Source organism: Streptomyces sp. SN-593 (assembly GCF_016756395.1).
In the GTDB taxonomy this organism is placed as follows: domain Bacteria; phylum Actinomycetota; class Actinomycetes; order Streptomycetales; family Streptomycetaceae; genus Actinacidiphila; species Actinacidiphila reveromycinica.
Genome location: NZ_AP018365.1, coordinates 1,557,501 through 1,576,219, shown reverse-complemented (window position 1 = coordinate 1,576,219; position 18,719 = coordinate 1,557,501). Strand labels below are relative to the sequence as shown.

Below are 18,719 nucleotides of genomic sequence, written 5' to 3'. Positions count from 1 at the left end.
CGGGAGCTGGGAGCCGTGCGCCCGGCCGCCGGAGGGACGGCGGCCCGGACCGGCGGTCGGACGGACGGACGGTGGGCCGGACCGGCGGTCGGCCGTACGGACGGTGAGCCGTATGGAGGGCAAGGCCGTCAGCCGGCGACCGTGCCGTCCAGCGCGTCGGCCGCCTCGACCTCCTCCCGGGTGATCCCCAGCAGGTACAGCACCGCGTCGAGGAAGGGAACCGTCACCGCCGTGTCGGCGGCCTCACGGACCAGCGGCTTCGCGTTGAACGCCACGCCCAGGCCCGCCGTGTTGAGCATGTCCAGGTCGTTGGCGCCGTCGCCGATCGCCACCGTCTGGCTCAGCGGCACCCCGGCCTGCTCGGCGAAGGACCGCAGCAGCCGTGCCTTGCCGGCCCGGTCCACTATCGGCCCGGTCACCCTGCCGGTCAGCCGGCCGTCCACGATCTCCAGGGTGTTGGCGGCCGCGAAGTCCAGGCCGAGGCGCTCCTTGAGGTCGTCGGTCACCTGGGTGAAACCGCCCGAGACCACGCCGACCTGGTAGCCGAGCCGCTTGAGCGTGCGCACCAGGGTGCGGGCGCCCGGGGTCAGCCGCACCTCGGCGCGCACCTTGTCCACCACCGACACGTCCAGACCCGCCAGCAGCTCCACCCGCGCGTGCAGCGACTGCTCGAAGTCCAGCTCGCCGCGCATCGCCGCCGCCGTCACCTCGGCGACCTGCTCCTCGCACCCGGCGTGCGCCGCGAACAGCTCGATCACCTCGTCCTGGATCACGGTGGAGTCCACGTCCATCACCACCAGCCGCTGGGCGCGGCGCTGGAGCCCGGACGGCACCACCGCCACGTCCACCCCGCGCGCGGCCGACTCCAGCGCCAGGGCGGAGCGCAACGCGGTGTGCTCGGCGCCGGACACCGCGAACTCCACCGCGGTCACCGGATACTTCGCCAGCCGGAAGATCCGGTCGATGTTGCCGCCGGCACCGGTGATCTGAGCCGCTATGGCCGCGATGGACTCCGGCGCGAGAGGCCGGCCGAGGACGGTCACGTGGGAGCGGCCGGCGCCGCGCGGGCTGTTGTCGCCGATCCCGGAGATGATCTCGGCCTGCATCTTCATCGACTCGGCCCAGCCGTGCACGGTGACCCGCAGGTCGCTCTCCGCGCCCCGGGCGGTGGGGGCGGTGACCAGCGCGCACAGTACGATCCGGCCGCGGGTCACCACCTGCTCGATGTCCACCACGGCCACGTCGTAGCCGGCCAGCGTCTCGAAGAGCCCGGCGGTGAGCCCGGGCCGGTCCTTGCCGAAGATCTTGACCAGGAGGGTCGGCGCGTCGGACGCGGGAATCATGGGGACGGTCTCGTCCGCGGCGGCAGCCGATGGGGTCTGCTGGGCGTCGTTCATGGTGCTCCCACCGTATCGGCCGTCCGCCTGCCGGGCACGGGCTGTCCCGGTTGGCGGACACCCGCTGGAGCCCGGACGCGGCCGGGACGCGGCCGGGGAGCACGGATGACGCGGCCGGGGGAGCGCGGACGGCGAGGACCGGGGAGCGCGGATGGCGCAGACGGCACGGCCGGGAGAGCGCGGACGGCACGGCCGGGTGCGTCGAAGTGGTACTACTTATGCCCCATCGGCCAACCCGCGCCGGACCGGACGTGCCGTGGCACGGAACCGGGGGTGCGCGGAGCGCGTCGTGGGGCGTGGAGGGTGGCTGTCGGTGACCGGACCGAGCCTGAATCATTTCCTCCCGATGTTCGCAATCCCTAGACTGCCCCTCCATGGGGGACTTCGGGGGACGACAAATGGGGCATGGGGTGCCTGAACTCGTACTTGACATCAATGGACAGACCTGGCCGTTGGACCCATCCCGGTCCTACAGCCTCGGCCGGGACCCGCAGGGCGACCTCGTGCTCGACGACGCACGGGTGTCGTGGCGGCACGCCACGATCCGCCGCGGCGAACACGGCTGGCAGTTGGAGGACTTGGGCAGCACCAACGGCACCTTCGTGCAGGGTCGGCGGGTCCAGCACGCCGACGTCGGCCCCGGCGCCGCGGTCCATCTGGGCAACGCGACCGACGGGCCCCGGCTGGACTTCACCGCGCCGGCCGGCGCGGGTGCGGGTACCCCGGGCGCGGGAGCCGGCGTGGCGGCCGCGGGGGCCGCCGCGGCCCAGGCCGCCGCCCCGGCGGCGCCGCGGCAGGCGCCCCAGCAGGCCGCCGCCTACCAGCAGGCGCCGCCGCAGGCGCACCCGCAGTACCCGCCGCAGTACCAACCCCCCCAGCAGCAGCCGCAGATGTACGCGGGGCAGCCGCAGGCCGTCCCGCAGCAGGGCCGGCAGGGCGCCGGGGGATGGGGGGCGCCGCCCGCGCAGGCCCCGCCGCAGCCACAGGGTTGGGGCGGCCCTCCCCAGCAGCCGCCGCAGCACCAGCCCCAGCCGCCGCAGCACCAGGCGCAACCCCCGCAGCAGCCGCAGGGCGCGGCTCCGGTCGGCGGCGTCCGCAGCCCCACCACCTTCCACCAGCTCGCGCTGGGCCGGGTGATGAAGATCGGCCGCGCGCTGGAGAACGAGCTGGTCGTCTCCGACCTCCAGGTCTCCCGCTACCACGCGGAGTTCCGCGCCCACCCGGACGGCCGCTACGAGATCGTCGACCTCGGCAGCCACAACGGCACCTACGTCAACGGCCAGCCGGTCCAGCGCCACCTGCTCGGGCCCAACGACATCGTGGGTGTCGGCCACTCGACCTTCCGGCTGGTCGGCGACCGGCTGGAGGAGTTCGTCGACACCGGCGACGTGTCGTTCTCCGCCCGCCGGCTGTCGGTCACGGTGCCGCACGGCAAGACCACCAAGACGATCCTGCGGGACGTCTCCTTCGGGGTGCCGGAGAAGTCGCTGATCGGCGTCATCGGCCCGTCCGGCTCCGGCAAGTCGACCCTGCTGCGCGCGCTGACCGGCTACCGCCCCGCCGACCAGGGCGAGGTGCTCTACGACAACCGCAACCTGTACAAGCAGTTCGCCGAGCTGCGCCAGCGCATCGGCCTTGTCCCGCAGGACGACATCCTGCACAAGGAACTCCAGGTCAGGACCGCGCTGCGGTACGCCGCCAAGCTCCGCTTCCCCGGCGACACCGCGACCGCGGAGCGCGAGGCGCGGATAGACGAGGTGCTGCGCGAGCTGAAGCTCGACATCCACGCGGACAAGAAGGTCACCTCGCTCTCCGGCGGCCAGCGCAAGCGCGTGTCGGTCGCCCTGGAACTGCTGACCAAGCCGTCGCTGATCTTCCTGGACGAGCCGACCTCCGGCCTCGACCCGGGCATGGACCGCGACGTGATGAAGCTGCTGCGGGGCCTGGCCGACGACGGCCGCACCGTCCTGGTCGTCACCCACTCGGTGGCCGAACTGGCGCTGTGCGACAAGCTGCTGGTCATGGCGCCGGGCGGTTCGGTGGCGTACTTCGGCCCGCCGGACGAGGCGCTGACCTTCTTCGGCTACGACAACTGGGCCGACGTCTTCTCCGCGTTCGAGAACTACCGCGACTACGACTGGTCGGGCCGCTGGCGCGGCTCGCAGCACTACCAGACGTACGCCGCCGAGCTCGACCAGGCCGCACCGCAGGCCGCGCACTACATCCCGTACCAGGCGGCGCGGCCGCCCAAGCCGCAGGGCTGGGGCTCGCAGCTGGTCACCCTGATCCGGCGCTACCTGTCGGTGATCCTGTCCGACCGGGGCTTCATCGGGCTGATGGTGATCCTGCCCGCGGTGCTCGGCGTGGTCAGCATCCTGATCCCCGCCGACAACGGCCTCGGCTTCGGCAAGCCGCCCTACTTCCAGAACAAGGACGCGGGCACCATCCTGATGATCCTCGCGGTCGGCGCCTGCTTCGCCGGCTCGGCCAACTCGGTCCGCGAGCTGATCAAGGAACGGGTGATCTACGAGCGGGAACGGGCTGTCGGGCTGTCCCGGTCGGCGTACCTGATGTCGAAGGTCATCGTGCTCGGCCTGATCACGGCGCTCCAGGGCGCGATCATCTGCGGCATCGGCTTCGCGCCGCGGAAGATGCCCACCAACGGCGTCGTCCTGCACAGCCACCCCGGCGTGGAGATGACGCTCGTCATCATCGTCTTCGGCTTCACCTCGATGATGGTCGGCCTGATCATCTCGGCCCTGGTGAAGACGGCGGAGAAGACGATGCCGCTGCTGGTCATGTTCGCGATCGTGCAGATCGTCTTCACCGGCGTGCTCTTCCAGCTCTACGGCAAGCCCGGTGTGGAGGAGCTGTCGTGGCTGATGCCCGCCCGGTGGGCGGTGGCCGGCGCCGGCGCCACGGCGAGCCTCAACACCCTGCTGCCGTGGGACCCGACCCGCAAGACGCATGACGCGCTGTGGCAGCACACCGCCGGCGCCTGGACGCTGGACGTCCTGGTGCTGCTGGTGATGGCCGTGCTGTGCGGCTTCGTCGTCGCCCGGCTGCTGCGCCGGCACGAACCCGAGGTCATGCGCAAGTAGCGGTCGCCGAGTCCCGGTCTCGGCGGTTCGGATCGGCGGAAAGGGCGGTGGGACGCTTTCGTCCCACCGCCCTTCCGGTTTCCCGCATTCCGCGGACCCGTCGATCAGTACGCCGAGTTCACGTTGTCCATGCCGCCGTACACGTGGTACGCGTAGTTGCACGCGGCGGCGATGTTCGCGACCGGGTTGTAGACGTTCCACGAGGTACCGGAGACGTGGTACGCGTTGAACGTCGGATCGATCGTCTGGAGCAGGCCCTTGGAGGGAATGCCCTTGGCGGCGTTCGAGTCCCACAGGTTGATCGCGTTCGGGTTTCCGGACGACTCGCGGATGATGTTGCGGTAAATGCCGTTGTAGGTCGGCACCGGAATGTCGTGCGCGGCCAGGATGGCCCGGGCCTGCCGGATCCAGCCGTCCAGGTTGTCCGGGTACGTCACCGCGGCCGGCTTCGCGACGGTGGTGGCCTTCGCGACCGGGGCGGACCGGACCACCGGGGCCGACTTCTTGACCACCGGCGCGGTCTTCTTGACGGCGATGCGCTTGGTGGAGCGGTTGGCCGCTTCCTTGGCGCGCTCGGCGGCCTCGGCCGCGGCCTTCTTCTTCGCGGCCGCCGCGTCGGCGACCTTCTGCTTCGCGGCGGCCGCGGCGGCCGCCTTCTTCCTCGCCGCGTCCGCGGCGGCCTTCTTCTGAGCGGCGGCCTTGTCCTTGATGGCCTGCTGGGAGGCCATGCCGGACTCGGGGCTGATGCTCTTGACCTGGTCGCCGGTGGAGACGGAGAACCCAGTCGGGTCGCCGTCGGCGACCGCCGATCCACCAGCGGTCGCCTCGAGACCGGTGACTGTCAGCGCAACGGCCGCGGCGGCGGCGACACCGGCCGCCGTGATCTTGTGCTTCCTGGACAGTCGGCCGATCTTCGGGATCGTGGGGAGCTGCATGCGGGATTACCTCTTCCGATTGGGACCCGAGAATTGTTAGAGGGTCGGAAATCGGGGGTCAATGAGCTCCGCTACGAGTCGGACTCGTAGACGCGGCCGGTGTTCGGTGCGGACTTCCCGGGATTCCCCCAGGGGTTTCCCGCTCCGAATTCCACTAAGCGGCCTAGTATGTGACGCAGGTCCTGTAGGTGAGGTCACAGGGGAACACCCCCTGCGTCGCGGAAGGTGACGGAGGGGGTGCTTTATGTGACGTTTATGCGTGGTCCGAAACCCCTTATGGCAGGAGCAGGTTGACGTCTCCGAACTCGTGCCAGAGATAACGGCCGCGCAGCGCCTCGGCGTAGACGCGGGAGAGCAGGCCGTCGCCCGACAGGGCCCTCAGCATCAGCAGGTGCGACGCCTCCGGCTCGTGCAGTCCGGTCAGCAGGCCGTCCACCGCGCGGACCCCGCGTTCCGGGGTGATCACCAGCTCCGTCCAGCCGTGCGCCGCCCGTACCCGGCCGCGCCGGTCGGCCGCCGACTCCAGGGCGCGCACGGCGGTGGTGCCGACCGCGACCACCCGCCCGCCGGCCGCCCGCGCCGCGTTCACCTGCCACGCGGTGCTCGCCGGCACGGTGTACGGCTCGGCGTACGGCGGCTCGTGCGCCTCGGCGGACGCCACCCCCGTGTGCAGCTCGATCGGCGCGATCTGCACGCCCCGGCTGACCAGCTCGGTGACCAGGGGAGCGGTGAACGGCCGGCCCGCGCTCGGCATCTCCGCCGAGCCCCGCCCGTCGGCGGACGGCGTGCCGAACACCGTCTGGTACGCCGACAGCGGCTGGTCGCGGGTGGTGTACGCGTAGCGGATCGGCCGTCCGTGGCGGCGCAGGTGCCGCACCACGTCCGGCACCCGGACCGACGCCACCCACAGCCGGTCGGCGCCGGGGACCAGGGGGTGTTCCAGGACGAGCCGGCCGCCGCCGGCCAGCCGCACCTCGGCGCCGGACCGTCCGTCCGGCCCGCGCACGGTCGAGCCCCGGCCGTCGGGGGAGCGCACCTCGACCACCCAGCGGCCGTCGTCACGCCGGGTGGAGAAGTGCACCACCACGGGCGGGCCGCCGTCCGGCGCCGTCCTCGGGGCGTCCGTCCCGCGGGCGCGCCCGTTCCGGCCGGTGCGTCCGGTCCTGCCCGTCCTTCCGGTCCTGCCCGTTCTTCCGCCGGTCCTGTCCACCCCTCCGGTCCCCTCCGGGTCCCCGTCCTCGTCCCCGTCCGCCAGCCGGCCGTCCAGGGCGGCGGGCAGTGTCCGCGAGGTGTTGACGACCAGGACGTCCCCGGCCCGCAGCAGGCCGGGCAGCTCGCGGAACCCGTGGTGGGTGACCTCCCCGCCGGACCGGCGTCCGACCAGCAGCCGCACCGCGTCCCGGCGGGGCGCGGGCTCCGCGGCCGACAGCTCCGGCGGCAGGCGGAGGCCGGCGAGGCCGCCCGCGTCCACCCGGTCGGCCTCGGCGTCACAGGTCTCGCAGGTGACCGGGGCCGCGGGTGCCGCCGCGCTCATCGCACCGGCTCCGGATCGGACACCGCGGGCGGCTCGGCCGATCGCACCGATCCCGCGGGCTCCGCCGCGTCGGCCGCTTCCGCCGCTTCGGCCAGCTCCGCAGCGACGTAGCGGCCGCTGCCCGCCGGACCGTCGAGCAGCCGCAGCACCGCGGGCGCGACCTGTTCCGGCAGCGGGCGCTGCCCGAAGTCGGGGTCGTCCGGCACCGCGGCCGCGTACAGGCCGGTGCGCAGGTCGCCCGGGTCCACCCACCACACCCGGACGCCCGGCTCCTCCTCGGCCAGCACCGCCGACAGGTGGTCGAGCGCGGCCTTGCCCGCCCCGTACCCGCCCCAGGTGGGATACGCCGCCACCGCCGCGTCCGAGCTGACGTTCAGCACCGCGCCCCCGGCCGCGCGCAGCCCCGGCAGGGCGGCCCTGATCAGCGCGAAGGGCGCGAGCACGTTCGTCTCCAGGGCCTGCCGCAGCCCGTCCTCGGACAGGTCGGCGAGCGGTACGAGGGGCTCGGCGCCCAGCGCGCTGGCGTTGTTGACCAGCAGGTCCGGGCCCCGGCCACCGCCCAGCTCCCGGGCCGCCGCGAGCAGCTCGGCCCGGTGCCCGGGGTGGGTCACGTCACCGGGGACGGCGCGCACCCGGCCGCCCGCAGGCTGCTTCGGCCCCTCGCCTCCGGCGCCCGCGTGAGACGCACCTTTGTCCCCTATATAGGAGCGATGGGGAGATTGGTCCGATATAAGGACGTTGGCCGCCCTGCGCAACGCCTCTGCGTCCCGGCCGTCCAGCACCAGGTCCCAGCCGCGGCCGGCCAGCTCCTCGGCCAGCGCGCGGCCCAGCCCCCGCGACGCGCCCGTGATGATCGCCACCGGCATGGTTCCCGCCCCTCCGCCACGGTCCGGCGCGGTCGCCGGACCCGATGCCCACACCGTAGGAACGCCGCCCCGCCCCCGGCCTCGGCCGCCCGCAGCAACCCCCGGGGGCCCTTGGCCCTACACCGGCCGCCGGACACGTCCTAGGCCGGGCGGACCAGGACGTTACGTCCTGCGGCGCATACGGCGTGTCACCTGCGGCCGGTACCGTGGAGGCATGTCCGAACGGACGCCGCGAGGCGGTATCGAAGCGGTCAGCGCCGCGATCGTGGCGATGAACCGCCGGCTGGAGGTGCGCGAGGTCCTGCAGACCATCGTGGCCTCCGCCCGGGAGCTGCTGGACGCGCAGTACGCCGCGCTCGGCGTACCCGACGACCACGGCGGCTTCGCCCAGTTCGTCGTGGACGGCGTCGGCGACGAGCAGTGGAAGGCGATCGGACCGCTGCCCCGCCAGCACGGCGTGCTCGCCGCGATGCTCCGCGAGGCGACCCCGCAGCGGCTCGCCGACGTGCGCGACTTCGAGAGCTTCGCCGGCTGGCCGCGCGCCCACCCGGTGATGAAGGACTTCATCGGCATGCCGGTGGCCGACGGCGACGACATCCTCGGGGCGATCTTCCTCGCGAACAAGAACACGGCGGCCCCCGCCGGGCGCCGCGCCGGCACCGACCCCGTCGGCACCGACCCCGCCCGCGCCGGCACCGGGGCGACCTGCCCGGCGGGCTTCACCCAGGACGACGAGGACCTGCTGCGCATCCTCGCCGACCACGCCGCGATCGCCCTCACCAACGCCCGCCTGCACGAACGCAGCCGGGAGCTGACGCTCGCCGGTGAGCGGGCCCGTATCGCCCACGAACTGCACGACGCGGTCTCCCAGAAGCTGTTCTCGCTGCGCCTGACCGCCCAGGCGTCCGCCGCCCTGGTCGACACCGACCCCGGCCGCGCCAAGGAGGAGCTCCGGCAGGTCGCCGCGCTCGCCGCCGAGGCCGCCGACGAACTGCGGGCGGTCGTGGTCGAGCTGCGCCCGGCCGCCCTCGACGAGGACGGGCTCGTGGCCACCCTGCGCACGCAGACCGACGTGCTGGACCGGGTGCACTCCGCGAACGTGACCTTCCGCGCCGTCCGGATGCGCGCCCTGCCCGCGCCCCAGGAGGAGGCCCTGCTGCGCGTCGCCCAGGAGGCCACCCACAACGCGCTGCGCCACGCCCACCCGCGGACCGTCGCCGTCAGCCTCGAAGGGCACGGCGGTGGAGGCGCCACCCTGCGCGTCCGCGACGACGGCCGCGGCTTCGACCCCACCGCGGTCCGCCGGGCCGGCCGGCACCTCGGCCTGGTCTCCATGCGGGACCGCGCCGACGGCGTCGGCGGTGCGCTCAGCGTGCGATCGGAGCCCGGCCGGGGCACCGTCATCGAGATGGAGGTGCCAGGTGGCTGACAAGGTGATCCGGGTGCTGCTCGTGGACGACCACCAGGTGGTGCGCCGCGGCCTGCGGACGTTCCTGGAGGTTCAGGGCGACATCGAGGTGGTCGGCGAGGCCGGCGACGGCGACGAGGGCGTGGCCCGCGCGCTGGAGCTGCGGCCGGACGTGATCCTGATGGACGTCAAGATGCCCGGCACCGACGGCATCGAGGCGCTGCGGCTGCTGCGCGAGGCGGACAGCCCCGCGAGGGTCCTCATCGTGACCAGCTTCACCGAGAAGCGCACCGTGGTCCCCGCACTGCGGGCCGGCGCCGCGGGATACGTGTACAAGGACGTCGACCCGGTCGCGCTCGCCGACGCGATCCGCTCGGTGCACGCCGGGCACGTCCTGCTCCAGCCCGAGGTGGCCGGGGCGCTGCTCGCGCCGGACCAGCCCGCCGGGGGCACCGGCCGCGGCGGCACGCTGACCGAGCGCGAGCGCGAGGTGCTCGGCCTGATCGCCGGCGGCCGTTCCAACCGCGAGATCGCCCGCGCGCTGGTGCTCTCGGAGAAGACCGTGAAGACCCACGTGTCGAACATCCTGATGAAGCTCGACCTCGCCGACCGCACCCAGGCCGCGCTGTGGGCGGTCCGCAACGGCGTGGGCGACTGAGCCGGCGCTGACCGCCTCGGTCCGCCTCCGTCCGCTGCTGACCGCCTCGGTCCGCCGCTGAGCGCGTCCGCCCGCCGCTGACCGCCGCGCGCGCCGCCGGCCGGTGCGCCCCCTCGGGTGCCGCGCGCCGCGCCCGCGCACCCGCGCTTGGCGGAGTGAGATTCATACTGTCGGGTGTATGTCCTCCGAGGCGCGCATCCCCTGCTGCGGGGATGCGTTCTCCATGGCGTGTCGCGGCGGATTGCTGCGGCGCGTCCCGCAAGGAGGAAGTTCGAAGTGAAGAACCTGAAGAAGGCCGCGACCATCACCCTCGTGGCGGGCGGCCTCGTCGCCGCCGGCGCCGGTGCGGCCTCGGCCGACTCGGGCGCCCACGGTGCCGCCGTGAAGTCGCCGGGCGTCATCTCCGGCAACCTCGTGCAGGTCCCGGTGCACGTCCCGGTCAACGTGGTCGGCAACACGGTCAACGTGATCGGCCTGCTCAACCCGGCCTTCGGCAACACCGGCGCCAACCTCTGACACCGGCACCCGTGACGCCGGCCGCTCCCTGAACCCGGGGCGGCGGTCACCCGCGCGGGCCCCGCGGCCGACGTCGCCGTACGTCGCCGCGGGGCCCGCGCGTCCGAGTCCGGCCGCGGGCCCGGCGCTGCCGGGCCGCGTATCCCCGCATCCCCGCATTGCGCGTCCGCCCCCCACCACGCGCGCCTCCACGGCGCCGGACCGCGCTGCCCCACGACGCGGCGCACCGCGTACGCTCCCCGCGGCTCCGGCTCCGGCTCCGGCTCCGGCTCCGGCTCCGGCTCCGCCGACGGCTACGGCTACGGCCTGCGCCGCTCCGCCTCCTCCACGTACGCGTTGTAGGCCGCGACCTGCGCGCGCCTTGCGGTCCGCTCCACCGGCCGCAGCAACTCGGCCCGGGCCGCGATCTGCGACGCGCTCACCGCGCCGCCGTGCCCGTCGGACGCTATCGACACCAGCGCCGCCACCCGCTGGGCCAGCTCCAGCACCCGTACCGCCCGGGGCGGGTAGCCCGGCGCGAGTACCTCCCGGCCGCGCTCGGCCCGCGCCCGGTACGCCTCCAGCGCCGCTTGGGCTGCGGGCCCCGCGCCGGCCACGTCGAGCTGCGCCAGCGCGTCGGTGGCGTCGCGCAGCGCCTCGGCGAGCTCCCGCTCCGCCTCGCCGAGCGAGGGCACGTCCGCGGGCGGGGCGTCCCGTACCGGCAGGCACTGCCACTCCACGTCCACGTGCAGGTCGCCGGCGGGGCCGGCTTCGTGGACCTCCGGCACGAGGCCGAGCCCGGCCGCGCCCACCGTCAGCACCGCCTCGCCGGCGGCCATCGCGCGGGCGTTGAACTCCGGCGGGCCGGTCAGCCCCAGCGGGTGCCCGGCCACCGGGAGGGCGAGCCGCAACCCGGTGACACCCAGGGCGCGGAGCCGGCCGAGCGCGAGGGTGAGACCGACCGGGGCGGCTTCGCCCGGCAGGCCGACGACGCGGTGCACCGCGTCCTCGGCCGAGATCCGCTGGGCGACGTCATCAGGCGCGGCAAGTCCGGCAAGCAGGGCATTTCCCCACGCCGCCAGCCGTCCTGAACGAGGTTCATCAAGCATGCCCCAAGCCTATGGACTGGACCGGTCGCGTGGTGGCGTAAGTTTTCCCCGGGGGTTGTTCCTTCCGGCCCGTGCCGATCCCGGCACACCGACATGCCGAGACTGCCGAGATGCAATGGGAGACAACGCGCTCATGAGCGATGTGCTGGAGCTGGTGGACGTATCCGTGGTCCGCGACGGACGGGCTCTGGTCGAAGGAGTCTCCTGGTCGGTGGCGGAGGGGGAGCGCTGGGTTATCCTCGGCCCCAACGGCGCCGGCAAGACCACCCTGCTGAACGTCGCGTCCAGCTACCTCTTCCCGAGCACGGGCACCGTGCAGATCCTCGGCGAGAAGCTCGGCAACGTCGACGTCTTCGACCTGCGGCCGCGCATCGGGATGGCCGGCGCCGCCATGGCGGAGAAGATGCCCCGCCGGCAGACCGTCCTGGAGACCGTGCTCACCGCCGCCTACGGCATGACCGCCACCTGGAACGAGGGGTACGAGCAGGTCGACGAGGACCGGGCCCGCGCGTTCCTGGACCGGCTCGGCATGACCGAGTTCCTGGACCGGAAGTTCGGCACCCTCTCCGAAGGCGAGCGCAAGCGCACCCTCATCGCCCGCGCGATGATGACCGACCCCGAACTGCTGCTGCTCGACGAGCCCGCGGCCGGCCTCGACCTCGGCGGCCGCGAGGACCTGGTCCGCCGCCTCGGCCGGCTCGCCCGCGACCCGATCGCCCCCTCCATGATCATGGTGACGCACCACGTCGAGGAGATCGCCCCGGGCTTCACCCACGTGCTGATGATCCGTCAGGGCAGGGTGGTCGCCGCCGGCCCGCTGGAGACCGAACTCAGCTCGCGCAACCTGTCGCACTGCTTCGGGCTCCCGCTCGTGGTCGAGCGCCGGGGAGACCGCTGGACCGCCGCCGGGCTCCCCCTGAAGTAGCCCGCGACGCGGTCGTCCCGCTCGCGCACTGCCGCAACCGGCCCGTGTACGCCTACGATTGACCCCGTGGACGCATGGGTGTGGTGGTTGGTGGCCGCAGTGGGGCTGGGCATCCCGCTGGTGATCACGGCAATGCCCGAATTCGGCATGTTCGCGGTCGGCGCGGTCGGCGGAGCCGCCACGGCGGGCGCCGGCGGCGGCATCGTCGCCCAGGTCGTCGTCTTCGTCGTGGTCTCGGTGGCGCTGCTCGTCTTCGTCCGGCCGATCGCCTACCGGAACCGGCAGAACGCCGGGCAGCGCAGCGGCGTCGACGCCCTCAAGGGCAAGCGCGCGCTCGTGCTCGAACGGGTCGACGACGGCGCTGGCGGCAGGATCAAGCTCGGCGGCGAGGTCTGGTCGGCCCGTTCCCTGGAGCACGACCGCGTCTTCGACCCCGGCCAGCACGTGGACGTCGTGGAGATCGACGGCGCGACCGCGGTCGTGATGTAGGCCCACGACCTGCGGCACCCGCGCACCGCAGCGCCAAGGCAGTGGCACCGCACCAGCAGCTCCCCGCTCAGCACACCGCAGCACCACCGCAGCACCACCGCAGTCAACGGGCCGCCGGACGCCGGGAATTCGTCGAACCCGGCACATGGCACGCCTACTGTCTGCGACAATTGATCATGTCGTAGTACATGCTCCATCCGCACTCAACCGGCGCCGGAGTGACCATGCAGCCCATCATCATCGTCCTCATCATCCTGGTGGTGCTCGTCTTCATCGCCCTGATCAGGACGGTCCAGGTCATCCCGCAGGCCAGCGCCGCCATCGTCGAGCGCTTCGGCCGCTACACACGCACGCTGAGCGCCGGGCTGAACATCGTCGTCCCGTTCATCGACACCATCCGCAACCGCATCGACCTGCGCGAGCAGGTCGTGCCGTTCCCCCCGCAACCGGTGATCACCCAGGACAACCTGGTGGTGAACATCGACACGGTCATCTACTACCAGGTCACCGACGCCCGGGCCGCCACCTACGAGGTCGCCAGCTACATCCAGGCGATCGAGCAGCTCACCGTCACCACGCTGCGCAACATCATCGGCGGCATGGACCTGGAGCGGACCCTCACCTCGCGCGAGGAGATCAACGCGGCTCTGCGCGGCGTCCTCGACGAGGCCACCGGCAAGTGGGGCATCCGCGTCAACCGCGTCGAGCTGAAGGCGATCGAACCGCCGACCTCCATCCAGGACTCGATGGAGAAGCAGATGCGCGCGGACCGTGACAAGCGCGCCGCGATCCTCACCGCCGAGGGCATCCGGCAGTCCCAGATCCTCACCGCGGAGGGCGAGAAGCAGTCCTCGATCCTGCGTGCCGAGGGTGACGCGCGGTCCGCCGCGCTGCGCGCCGAGGGTGAGGCGCAGGCGATCCGCACCGTCTTCGAGTCCATCCACGCCGGCGACCCGGACCAGAAGCTTCTCGCCTACCAGTACCTCCAGATGCTCCCGAAGATCGCCGAGGGCGACGCCAACAAGCTCTGGATCATCCCCAGCGAACTCAACGACGCGCTCAAGGGCCTGGGCGGCATCGTCAACATCCCCGGCATGCCCGGCAACGGCGGCGGCAACGGCGGAGCCCCCGCCGCCGCCCCGGGCAGCGCCGCCGGCGCACCGCCCGCCACCCGGCCCGCCGCCGCCCCCGCGCCGCGCCGCGAGGCCCCGCCCTTCGACAAGGACTGACCCCGCCGTCCGATCAGGAGCGACCCCGCCCCTCGACGAGGACCGGCCCCGCCAGGGCCGCCCCGGCCCGCGCGGACCCGGTGTGACATGATCACCGCGCCCCTCGACCGCGGGCGGCGGGAGAGGCGCGCACCGATCACGGAGGACCCATGTCACCGGCGGAAGCCGTCGCCGTGCTCGCCGCCGGGATCGGCGCGGGCACCATCAACACCATCGTCGGCTCGGGCACGCTGATCACCTTCCCGGTCCTGCTGGCCGTCGGGCTGCCGCCCGTCACCGCGAACGTCTCCAACACCCTCGGCCTCGTGCCCGGCTCGATCACCGGCGCCATCGGCTACCGCCGCGAACTGGCCGGCCAGCGCGACCGGTTGCTGCGCCTGGGTGCCGCCTGCCTGATCGGCGGCTCGGCCGGGGCCATCCTGCTGGTGAACCTGCCGTCCAAGGCGTTCCACGCGATCGTGCCGGTGCTCATCGCGCTCGCCCTGGCGATGGTGGTGCTGCAACCGCGCCTGACCCGCGCCATCCAGGCCCGCCGGGAACGCAGCGGGTCCGCCGCCCCCGTGCACGGCGGACCCTTCCTCCTGCTCGGCATCCTCCTCGCCAGCGTCTACGGCGGGTACTTCGGGGCCGCGCAGGGAGTCCTCTACATGTCCCTGATGGGCGTGCTCCTCGACGAGACGCTCCAGAGGATCAACGGCCTGAAGAACGTGCTCGCCGCGATGGTCAACGGCGTCGCCGCGCTGTTCTTCATCGTCATCGCCCACATGGACTGGGCCGCGGTCGGGCTCATCGCGGCCGGCGCCACCATCGGCGGGCTGATCGGCGCCCGGGTCGGGCGCCGCCTCCCGCCGACGGCACTGCGCGGCCTCATCGTCGCCGTCGGCGTCGCGGCGATCGTCCAACTGCTGCTGAAGTGAGCGGTGCCGGTCCGCTCAGGCCGGCAGCGCCAGCCACTCCGGCAGGTCGCCACGGTCCCGGACACCCAGCGCGAGCAGCAGCGCGTCGGCCGGCGTGGGCTCGAACGGCCGCACCAGCAGCCGCATCCCGGCCTGCTCAGGAGTACGGTCCGCCTTGCGCTGGTTGTCCTCGCTGCACGAGGCCACCGTGTTCAGCCAGGTGTCGCCGCCGCCCCGCGAGCGCGGCTGCACGTGGTCCACGGTCGTGGCCCGGCGCCCGCAGTACGCGCAGCGGTGCCGGTCCCGTACCAGCACCCCGCGGCGCGACCACGGCGCCTGTTGTCGGAACGGCACCCGGACGTAGCGGCACAGCCTGATCACCTGCGGCACCGGCACGTCCACCCGCGCCGCGCGGACCCGGAGACCGGGGTGGGCCTGCTCGACGACCGCCTTGTCCTGCATCACCAGCACGATCGCACGCCGCAGCGACACCGTCGACAGCGGCTCGAAACTCGCATTCAGCACCAGCGTCTCGCGCATGTCCGCCCACCTCCCGGGGTCCTTCAGGTGGAACCACTGTGACCCTGGGCGCCCGTGCCGGACAACGGAGTTTCCGGCCGGGCCCCGCGCGGCCGCCGCGGTCCCGACCGCGGGGCCCGCGCGGGGTGTCCGGCACCGGAGGGGAGCCGGCTCAGCCGGCGTCCGCCGGCACCTCGTAAACGCCGATGAGCTGCGCCCGCGCCAGCGTGTGGAAGCGGAGGTTGAAGCCCACCACGGCCGGGGTGGCGTCCGCGTCGGGGCCCAGCTTCTCCGTGTCCACCGCGTACACCGTGAAGACGTAGCGGTGCGGGCCGTCCCCGGGCGGCGGCGCGGCACCGCCGAAGTCACGGGTGCCGTAGTCGTTGCGCACCTGCACCGCGCCGGCGGGCAGACCGGCGAAGTCCCCCGACCCCGCGCCCGCCGGCAGCTCCGTCACGGACGCCGGGATGTCGAAGACCGACCAGTGCCAGAAGCCGCTGCCGGTCGGCGCGTCCGGGTCGTAGCAGGAGACCGCGAAGCTCCCGGTCCCCTCCGGGAAGCCCTCCCACCGCAGGTGCGGGGAGGTGTTCCCGGCCGCGAACACCTGGGCGTCCTTGAGCGGCGCCCCCGGCGCCACGTCGTCGCTGACCACCGTGAACGCCGGCACCGGCGGGTGGAAGTCATGGGGGAGCGGCCGTCGCGCTTGCTCGGTCACCTCGACACCTCCTGTTGGGATCCTGTGGGAAAAAGGTCCCGCCCGCCCCGGCGCCCCGGGCAGCACCCGGACGCCGCGCGCGAACGGAACGCACCGTCCGAGCCTACGGGCCGATCTTCACGGCGTCCGCGCCGCCCGCCCGCGCCGACCGGGTGTCCATTACGCTCCTTCCTCGTGATCACGCCATCCGACCGGACCCCCCTGAAGCGCTCCTTCTTCGACCGGCCCGTGCTGGAGATCGCCCCCGACCTGCTCGGCCGCACCCTGGTCCGCGCCACCGACGACGGCCCCGTCGAGCTGAGGCTCACCGAGGTCGAGGCGTACGACGGCCCGAACGACCCCGGCTCGCACGCCTACCGCGGCCGCACCGAGCGCAACGCCGTGATGTTCGGCCCACCCGGCCACACCTACGTGTACTTCACCTACGGCATGTGGCACTGCCTGAACCTCGTGTGCGGCCCGGTCGGCACCGCCAGCGGGGTCCTGCTGCGGGCCGGCCGCATCACCACGGGCGCCGACCTCGCCCGGCCCCGCCGGCCCACCTCCCGCAAGGACGCCGACCTCGCCCAGGGGCCGGCCCGGCTCGCCACCGCGCTCGGCGTGGACCGCGCCCTGAACGGCGCCGACGCCTGCGCCGAGGACGGCGGCCCGTTCCGCGTCCTCACCGGCGCCCCGCCCGACCCCGGCACCGTCCGCAGCGGCCCCCGCACCGGTGTCGGCGGCGACGGCGCGGCCCACCCCTGGCGCTACTGGATCGACGGCGACCCCACCGTCAGCCCCTACCGCCCGCACACCCCGCGCAAGCGCGGATAATCGACTCGCCGCCACCACGAAACCTCAGGCACGCTGGTACCAGCACCCCAGGCACCCCGGCGGCAGACCCGCCCGGCGCTCCGGCGCCCGGACGGGCAGGTGCCCGACCAGCAGCCGCAGAACCAAGGAGACACGGACACCGTGACGGACATCGTCGACGAGCTGCGGTGGCGGGGCGTCCTCGCCCAGACCACCGACGAGGAAGCCCTGCGCAAGGCGCTCGCGGACGGTCCCCTCACCCTGTATTGCGGATTCGACCCGACCGCGCGGAGCCTCCACGTCGGCCACCTCACCCAGATCCTCACCCTGCGCCGGTTCCAGCTCGCCGGCCACCGGCCGATCGCCCTGGTCGGCGGGGCCACCGGACTGATCGGCGACCCGAAGCCCAGTGCCGAGCGGGTGCTCAACGACGTCGAGACGGTCCAGCAGTGGGTCGCCGCGCTGCGCGGCCAGCTCTCCGCGTTCCTCGACTTCGACACCGCCGGCCCCACCCAGGCCGTGATGGCCAACAACTACGAGTGGACCGAGGGCGTCTCCGCCCTGGCGCTGCTGCGCGACTACGGCAAGCACTTCAGCGTCAACCAGATGCTCGCCCGCGAGACGGTCAGGACCCGCCTCGACGGGGAGGGCATGAGCTACACCGAGTTCAGCTACGTCATCCTCCAGTCGCTGGACTACGTGCAGCTTTACCGGACGTACGGCTGCACCCTTCAGATCGGCGGCAGCGACCAGTGGGGCAACATCACCGCCGGGCTCGACCTGATCCGGCGGGTGGAGGGCAACCAGCCGCACGGCCCGGCCCACGCGCTCACCCAGGTCCTGCTCACCAAGGCCGACGGCACCAAGTTCGGCAAGACCGAGGGTGGGGCGGTCTGGCTCGACCCCGAACTGACCACGCCCTACGCCTTCTACCAGTTCTGGCTGAACGCGGACGACCGCGACGTCTCCCGCTACCTGCGCACCTTCAGCTTCAAGTCCCGCGAGGAGATCGAGGAGCTGGAGCGGGCGAGCGCCGAGCGGCCGCAGGCCAGGGCCGCGCAGCGGGCCCTCGCCGAGGAGTTGACCGAGCTGGTGCACGGCGCCGACCAGTGCGCCGCCGTGATCGCCGCGTCCAGGGCTCTTTTCGGCCAGGGTGAGCTCGCGGACCTCGACGAGCGGACCCTCGCGGCCGCGCTCGGTGAGCTGCCGCACGCGAAGGTCGGCGAACTCGCCCCGGTGGCGGACCTGTTGGCCCTGGTCGAGCTGGCACCGAGCAAGTCCGCCGCCCGCCGCACCATCAAGGAGGGCGGCGCCTACCTCAACAACGCGAAGGTCGTCGGCGAGGACGCCGTACCCGCCCAAAGCGACCTGATCCACGGCCGTTGGCTCGTCCTGCGCCGGGGCAAGCGCAACCTCGGAGCGGTCGAACTGGCCTGAGACGGCCGGAAATCCACGTTTGGGCGGCGGCCGAGCTTGACTCGGCCGCCGCGCCTGCGTAACGTAGTCCGAGTCGCTGAAACCGCGGGCCTGGTTCACACGAGGCCCCGCCGGCCGAGCGGCCACCCACTGCCTACGTCCTCCCGATCATCGGGTCGGTTTTTGGTGCGCCAAAATCCAATTCGGGGAAGCCGATTATGAATCGGTCCGGGAA

General features: G+C 73.2%; 16 protein-coding genes and 1 pseudogene. 10 read left to right on the top strand and 7 right to left on the bottom strand.

Features of this window, described 5'->3' with window-relative positions:
• Positions 1 to 128 precede the first annotated feature (128 nt).
• Entirely contained in the window at positions 129 to 1,397 is a 1,269-nt protein-coding gene (gene serB / locus RVR_RS06665; protein WP_202232957.1) for a phosphoserine phosphatase SerB, read from the bottom strand.
• A 398-nt stretch (positions 1,398 to 1,795) separates the two neighbouring features.
• Between serB and RVR_RS06660 the strand changes: the two genes are divergently transcribed.
• On the top strand, positions 1,796 to 4,498 hold the full coding sequence (locus RVR_RS06660; protein ID WP_202232956.1) for an FHA domain-containing protein: 2,703 nt from the start codon (positions 1,796 to 1,798) through the stop codon (positions 4,496 to 4,498).
• Positions 4,499 to 4,602: 104 nt separating this feature from the next.
• Here the strand turns inward: RVR_RS06660 and RVR_RS06655 are convergent, their stop codons facing one another.
• The 3 genes and pseudogenes from RVR_RS06655 to RVR_RS06645 all read right to left on the bottom strand — a co-directional run.
• On the bottom strand, positions 4,603 to 5,433 hold the full coding sequence (locus RVR_RS06655; protein WP_202232955.1) for a transglycosylase SLT domain-containing protein: 831 nt from the start codon (positions 5,431 to 5,433) through the stop codon (positions 4,603 to 4,605).
• 274 nt (positions 5,434 to 5,707) lie between these two features.
• The gene (locus RVR_RS06650) at positions 5,708 to 6,967 is read right to left on the bottom strand and encodes an S-adenosylmethionine:tRNA ribosyltransferase-isomerase (protein WP_202232954.1); all 1,260 of its coding nucleotides are present in this window, start codon (positions 6,965 to 6,967) and stop codon (positions 5,708 to 5,710) included.
• Between the two features lie 80 nt (positions 6,968 to 7,047).
• Positions 7,048 to 7,833 (bottom strand): annotated as a pseudogene (locus RVR_RS06645) (SDR family NAD(P)-dependent oxidoreductase); the annotation flags it as partial.
• A 214-nt stretch (positions 7,834 to 8,047) separates the two neighbouring features.
• Between RVR_RS06645 and RVR_RS06640 the strand changes: the two are divergent.
• The 3 genes from RVR_RS06640 to RVR_RS06630 all read left to right on the top strand — a co-directional run bounded on the left by RVR_RS06640 (position 8,048) and on the right by RVR_RS06630 (position 10,415).
• A complete protein-coding gene (locus RVR_RS06640) occupies positions 8,048 to 9,262 on the top strand; it encodes a GAF domain-containing sensor histidine kinase (protein WP_202232952.1) in 1,215 nt (404 codons plus the stop codon).
• On the top strand, positions 9,255 to 9,899 hold the full coding sequence (locus tag RVR_RS06635; RefSeq protein ID WP_202232951.1) for a response regulator: 645 nt from the start codon (positions 9,255 to 9,257) through the stop codon (positions 9,897 to 9,899). Before RVR_RS06640 ends, RVR_RS06635 begins: the two co-directional genes overlap by 8 nt.
• A gap of 276 nt (positions 9,900 to 10,175) precedes the next feature.
• On the top strand, positions 10,176 to 10,415 hold the full coding sequence (locus RVR_RS06630) for a chaplin family protein (RefSeq protein ID WP_202232950.1): 240 nt from the start codon (positions 10,176 to 10,178) through the stop codon (positions 10,413 to 10,415).
• A 299-nt stretch (positions 10,416 to 10,714) separates the two neighbouring features.
• Here RVR_RS06630 and RVR_RS06625 read toward each other — a convergent pair whose 3' ends face one another.
• Positions 10,715 to 11,503, bottom strand: a complete 789-nt coding sequence (locus RVR_RS06625) for a hypothetical protein (RefSeq protein ID WP_202232949.1) — start codon at positions 11,501 to 11,503, stop codon at positions 10,715 to 10,717.
• 133 nt (positions 11,504 to 11,636) lie between these two features.
• On the opposite strand from RVR_RS06625, the gene RVR_RS06620 reads away from it, so the two are divergent.
• The 4 genes from RVR_RS06620 (at position 11,637) to RVR_RS06605 (ending at position 15,063) form a co-directional block, all read left to right on the top strand.
• On the top strand, positions 11,637 to 12,428 hold the full coding sequence (locus RVR_RS06620) for an ABC transporter ATP-binding protein (protein ID WP_202232948.1): 792 nt from the start codon (positions 11,637 to 11,639) through the stop codon (positions 12,426 to 12,428).
• Positions 12,429 to 12,494: 66 nt separating this feature from the next.
• Positions 12,495 to 12,917 (top strand): NfeD family protein, encoded by a 423-nt coding sequence (locus RVR_RS06615; RefSeq protein WP_237404604.1) that lies wholly within the window; start codon positions 12,495 to 12,497, stop codon positions 12,915 to 12,917.
• A 224-nt stretch (positions 12,918 to 13,141) separates the two neighbouring features.
• The gene (locus tag RVR_RS06610) at positions 13,142 to 14,146 is read left to right on the top strand and encodes an SPFH domain-containing protein (RefSeq protein ID WP_202232947.1); all 1,005 of its coding nucleotides are present in this window, start codon (positions 13,142 to 13,144) and stop codon (positions 14,144 to 14,146) included.
• 149 nt (positions 14,147 to 14,295) lie between these two features.
• The gene (locus RVR_RS06605) at positions 14,296 to 15,063 is read left to right on the top strand and encodes a sulfite exporter TauE/SafE family protein (protein ID WP_202232946.1); all 768 of its coding nucleotides are present in this window, start codon (positions 14,296 to 14,298) and stop codon (positions 15,061 to 15,063) included.
• Positions 15,064 to 15,078: 15 nt separating this feature from the next.
• Here RVR_RS06605 and RVR_RS06600 read toward each other — a convergent pair whose 3' ends face one another.
• Together RVR_RS06600 and RVR_RS06595 are read right to left on the bottom strand one after the other, a co-directional pair.
• The gene (locus RVR_RS06600; protein ID WP_202232945.1) at positions 15,079 to 15,582 is read right to left on the bottom strand and encodes an HNH endonuclease; all 504 of its coding nucleotides are present in this window, start codon (positions 15,580 to 15,582) and stop codon (positions 15,079 to 15,081) included.
• A gap of 151 nt (positions 15,583 to 15,733) precedes the next feature.
• Positions 15,734 to 16,276: a YbhB/YbcL family Raf kinase inhibitor-like protein gene (locus RVR_RS06595; RefSeq protein ID WP_202232944.1), complete on the bottom strand. Its 543-nt coding sequence runs from the start codon at positions 16,274 to 16,276 to the stop codon at positions 15,734 to 15,736.
• A gap of 174 nt (positions 16,277 to 16,450) precedes the next feature.
• Here RVR_RS06595 and RVR_RS06590 point away from each other — a divergent pair, with 174 nt between their 5' ends.
• Entirely contained in the window at positions 16,451 to 17,089 is a 639-nt protein-coding gene (locus RVR_RS06590; protein ID WP_202232943.1) for a DNA-3-methyladenine glycosylase, read from the top strand.
• A gap of 141 nt (positions 17,090 to 17,230) precedes the next feature.
• On the top strand, positions 17,231 to 18,505 hold the full coding sequence (gene tyrS, locus RVR_RS06585) for a tyrosine--tRNA ligase (protein ID WP_202232942.1): 1,275 nt from the start codon (positions 17,231 to 17,233) through the stop codon (positions 18,503 to 18,505).
• Positions 18,506 to 18,719: the final 214 nt, after the last annotated feature.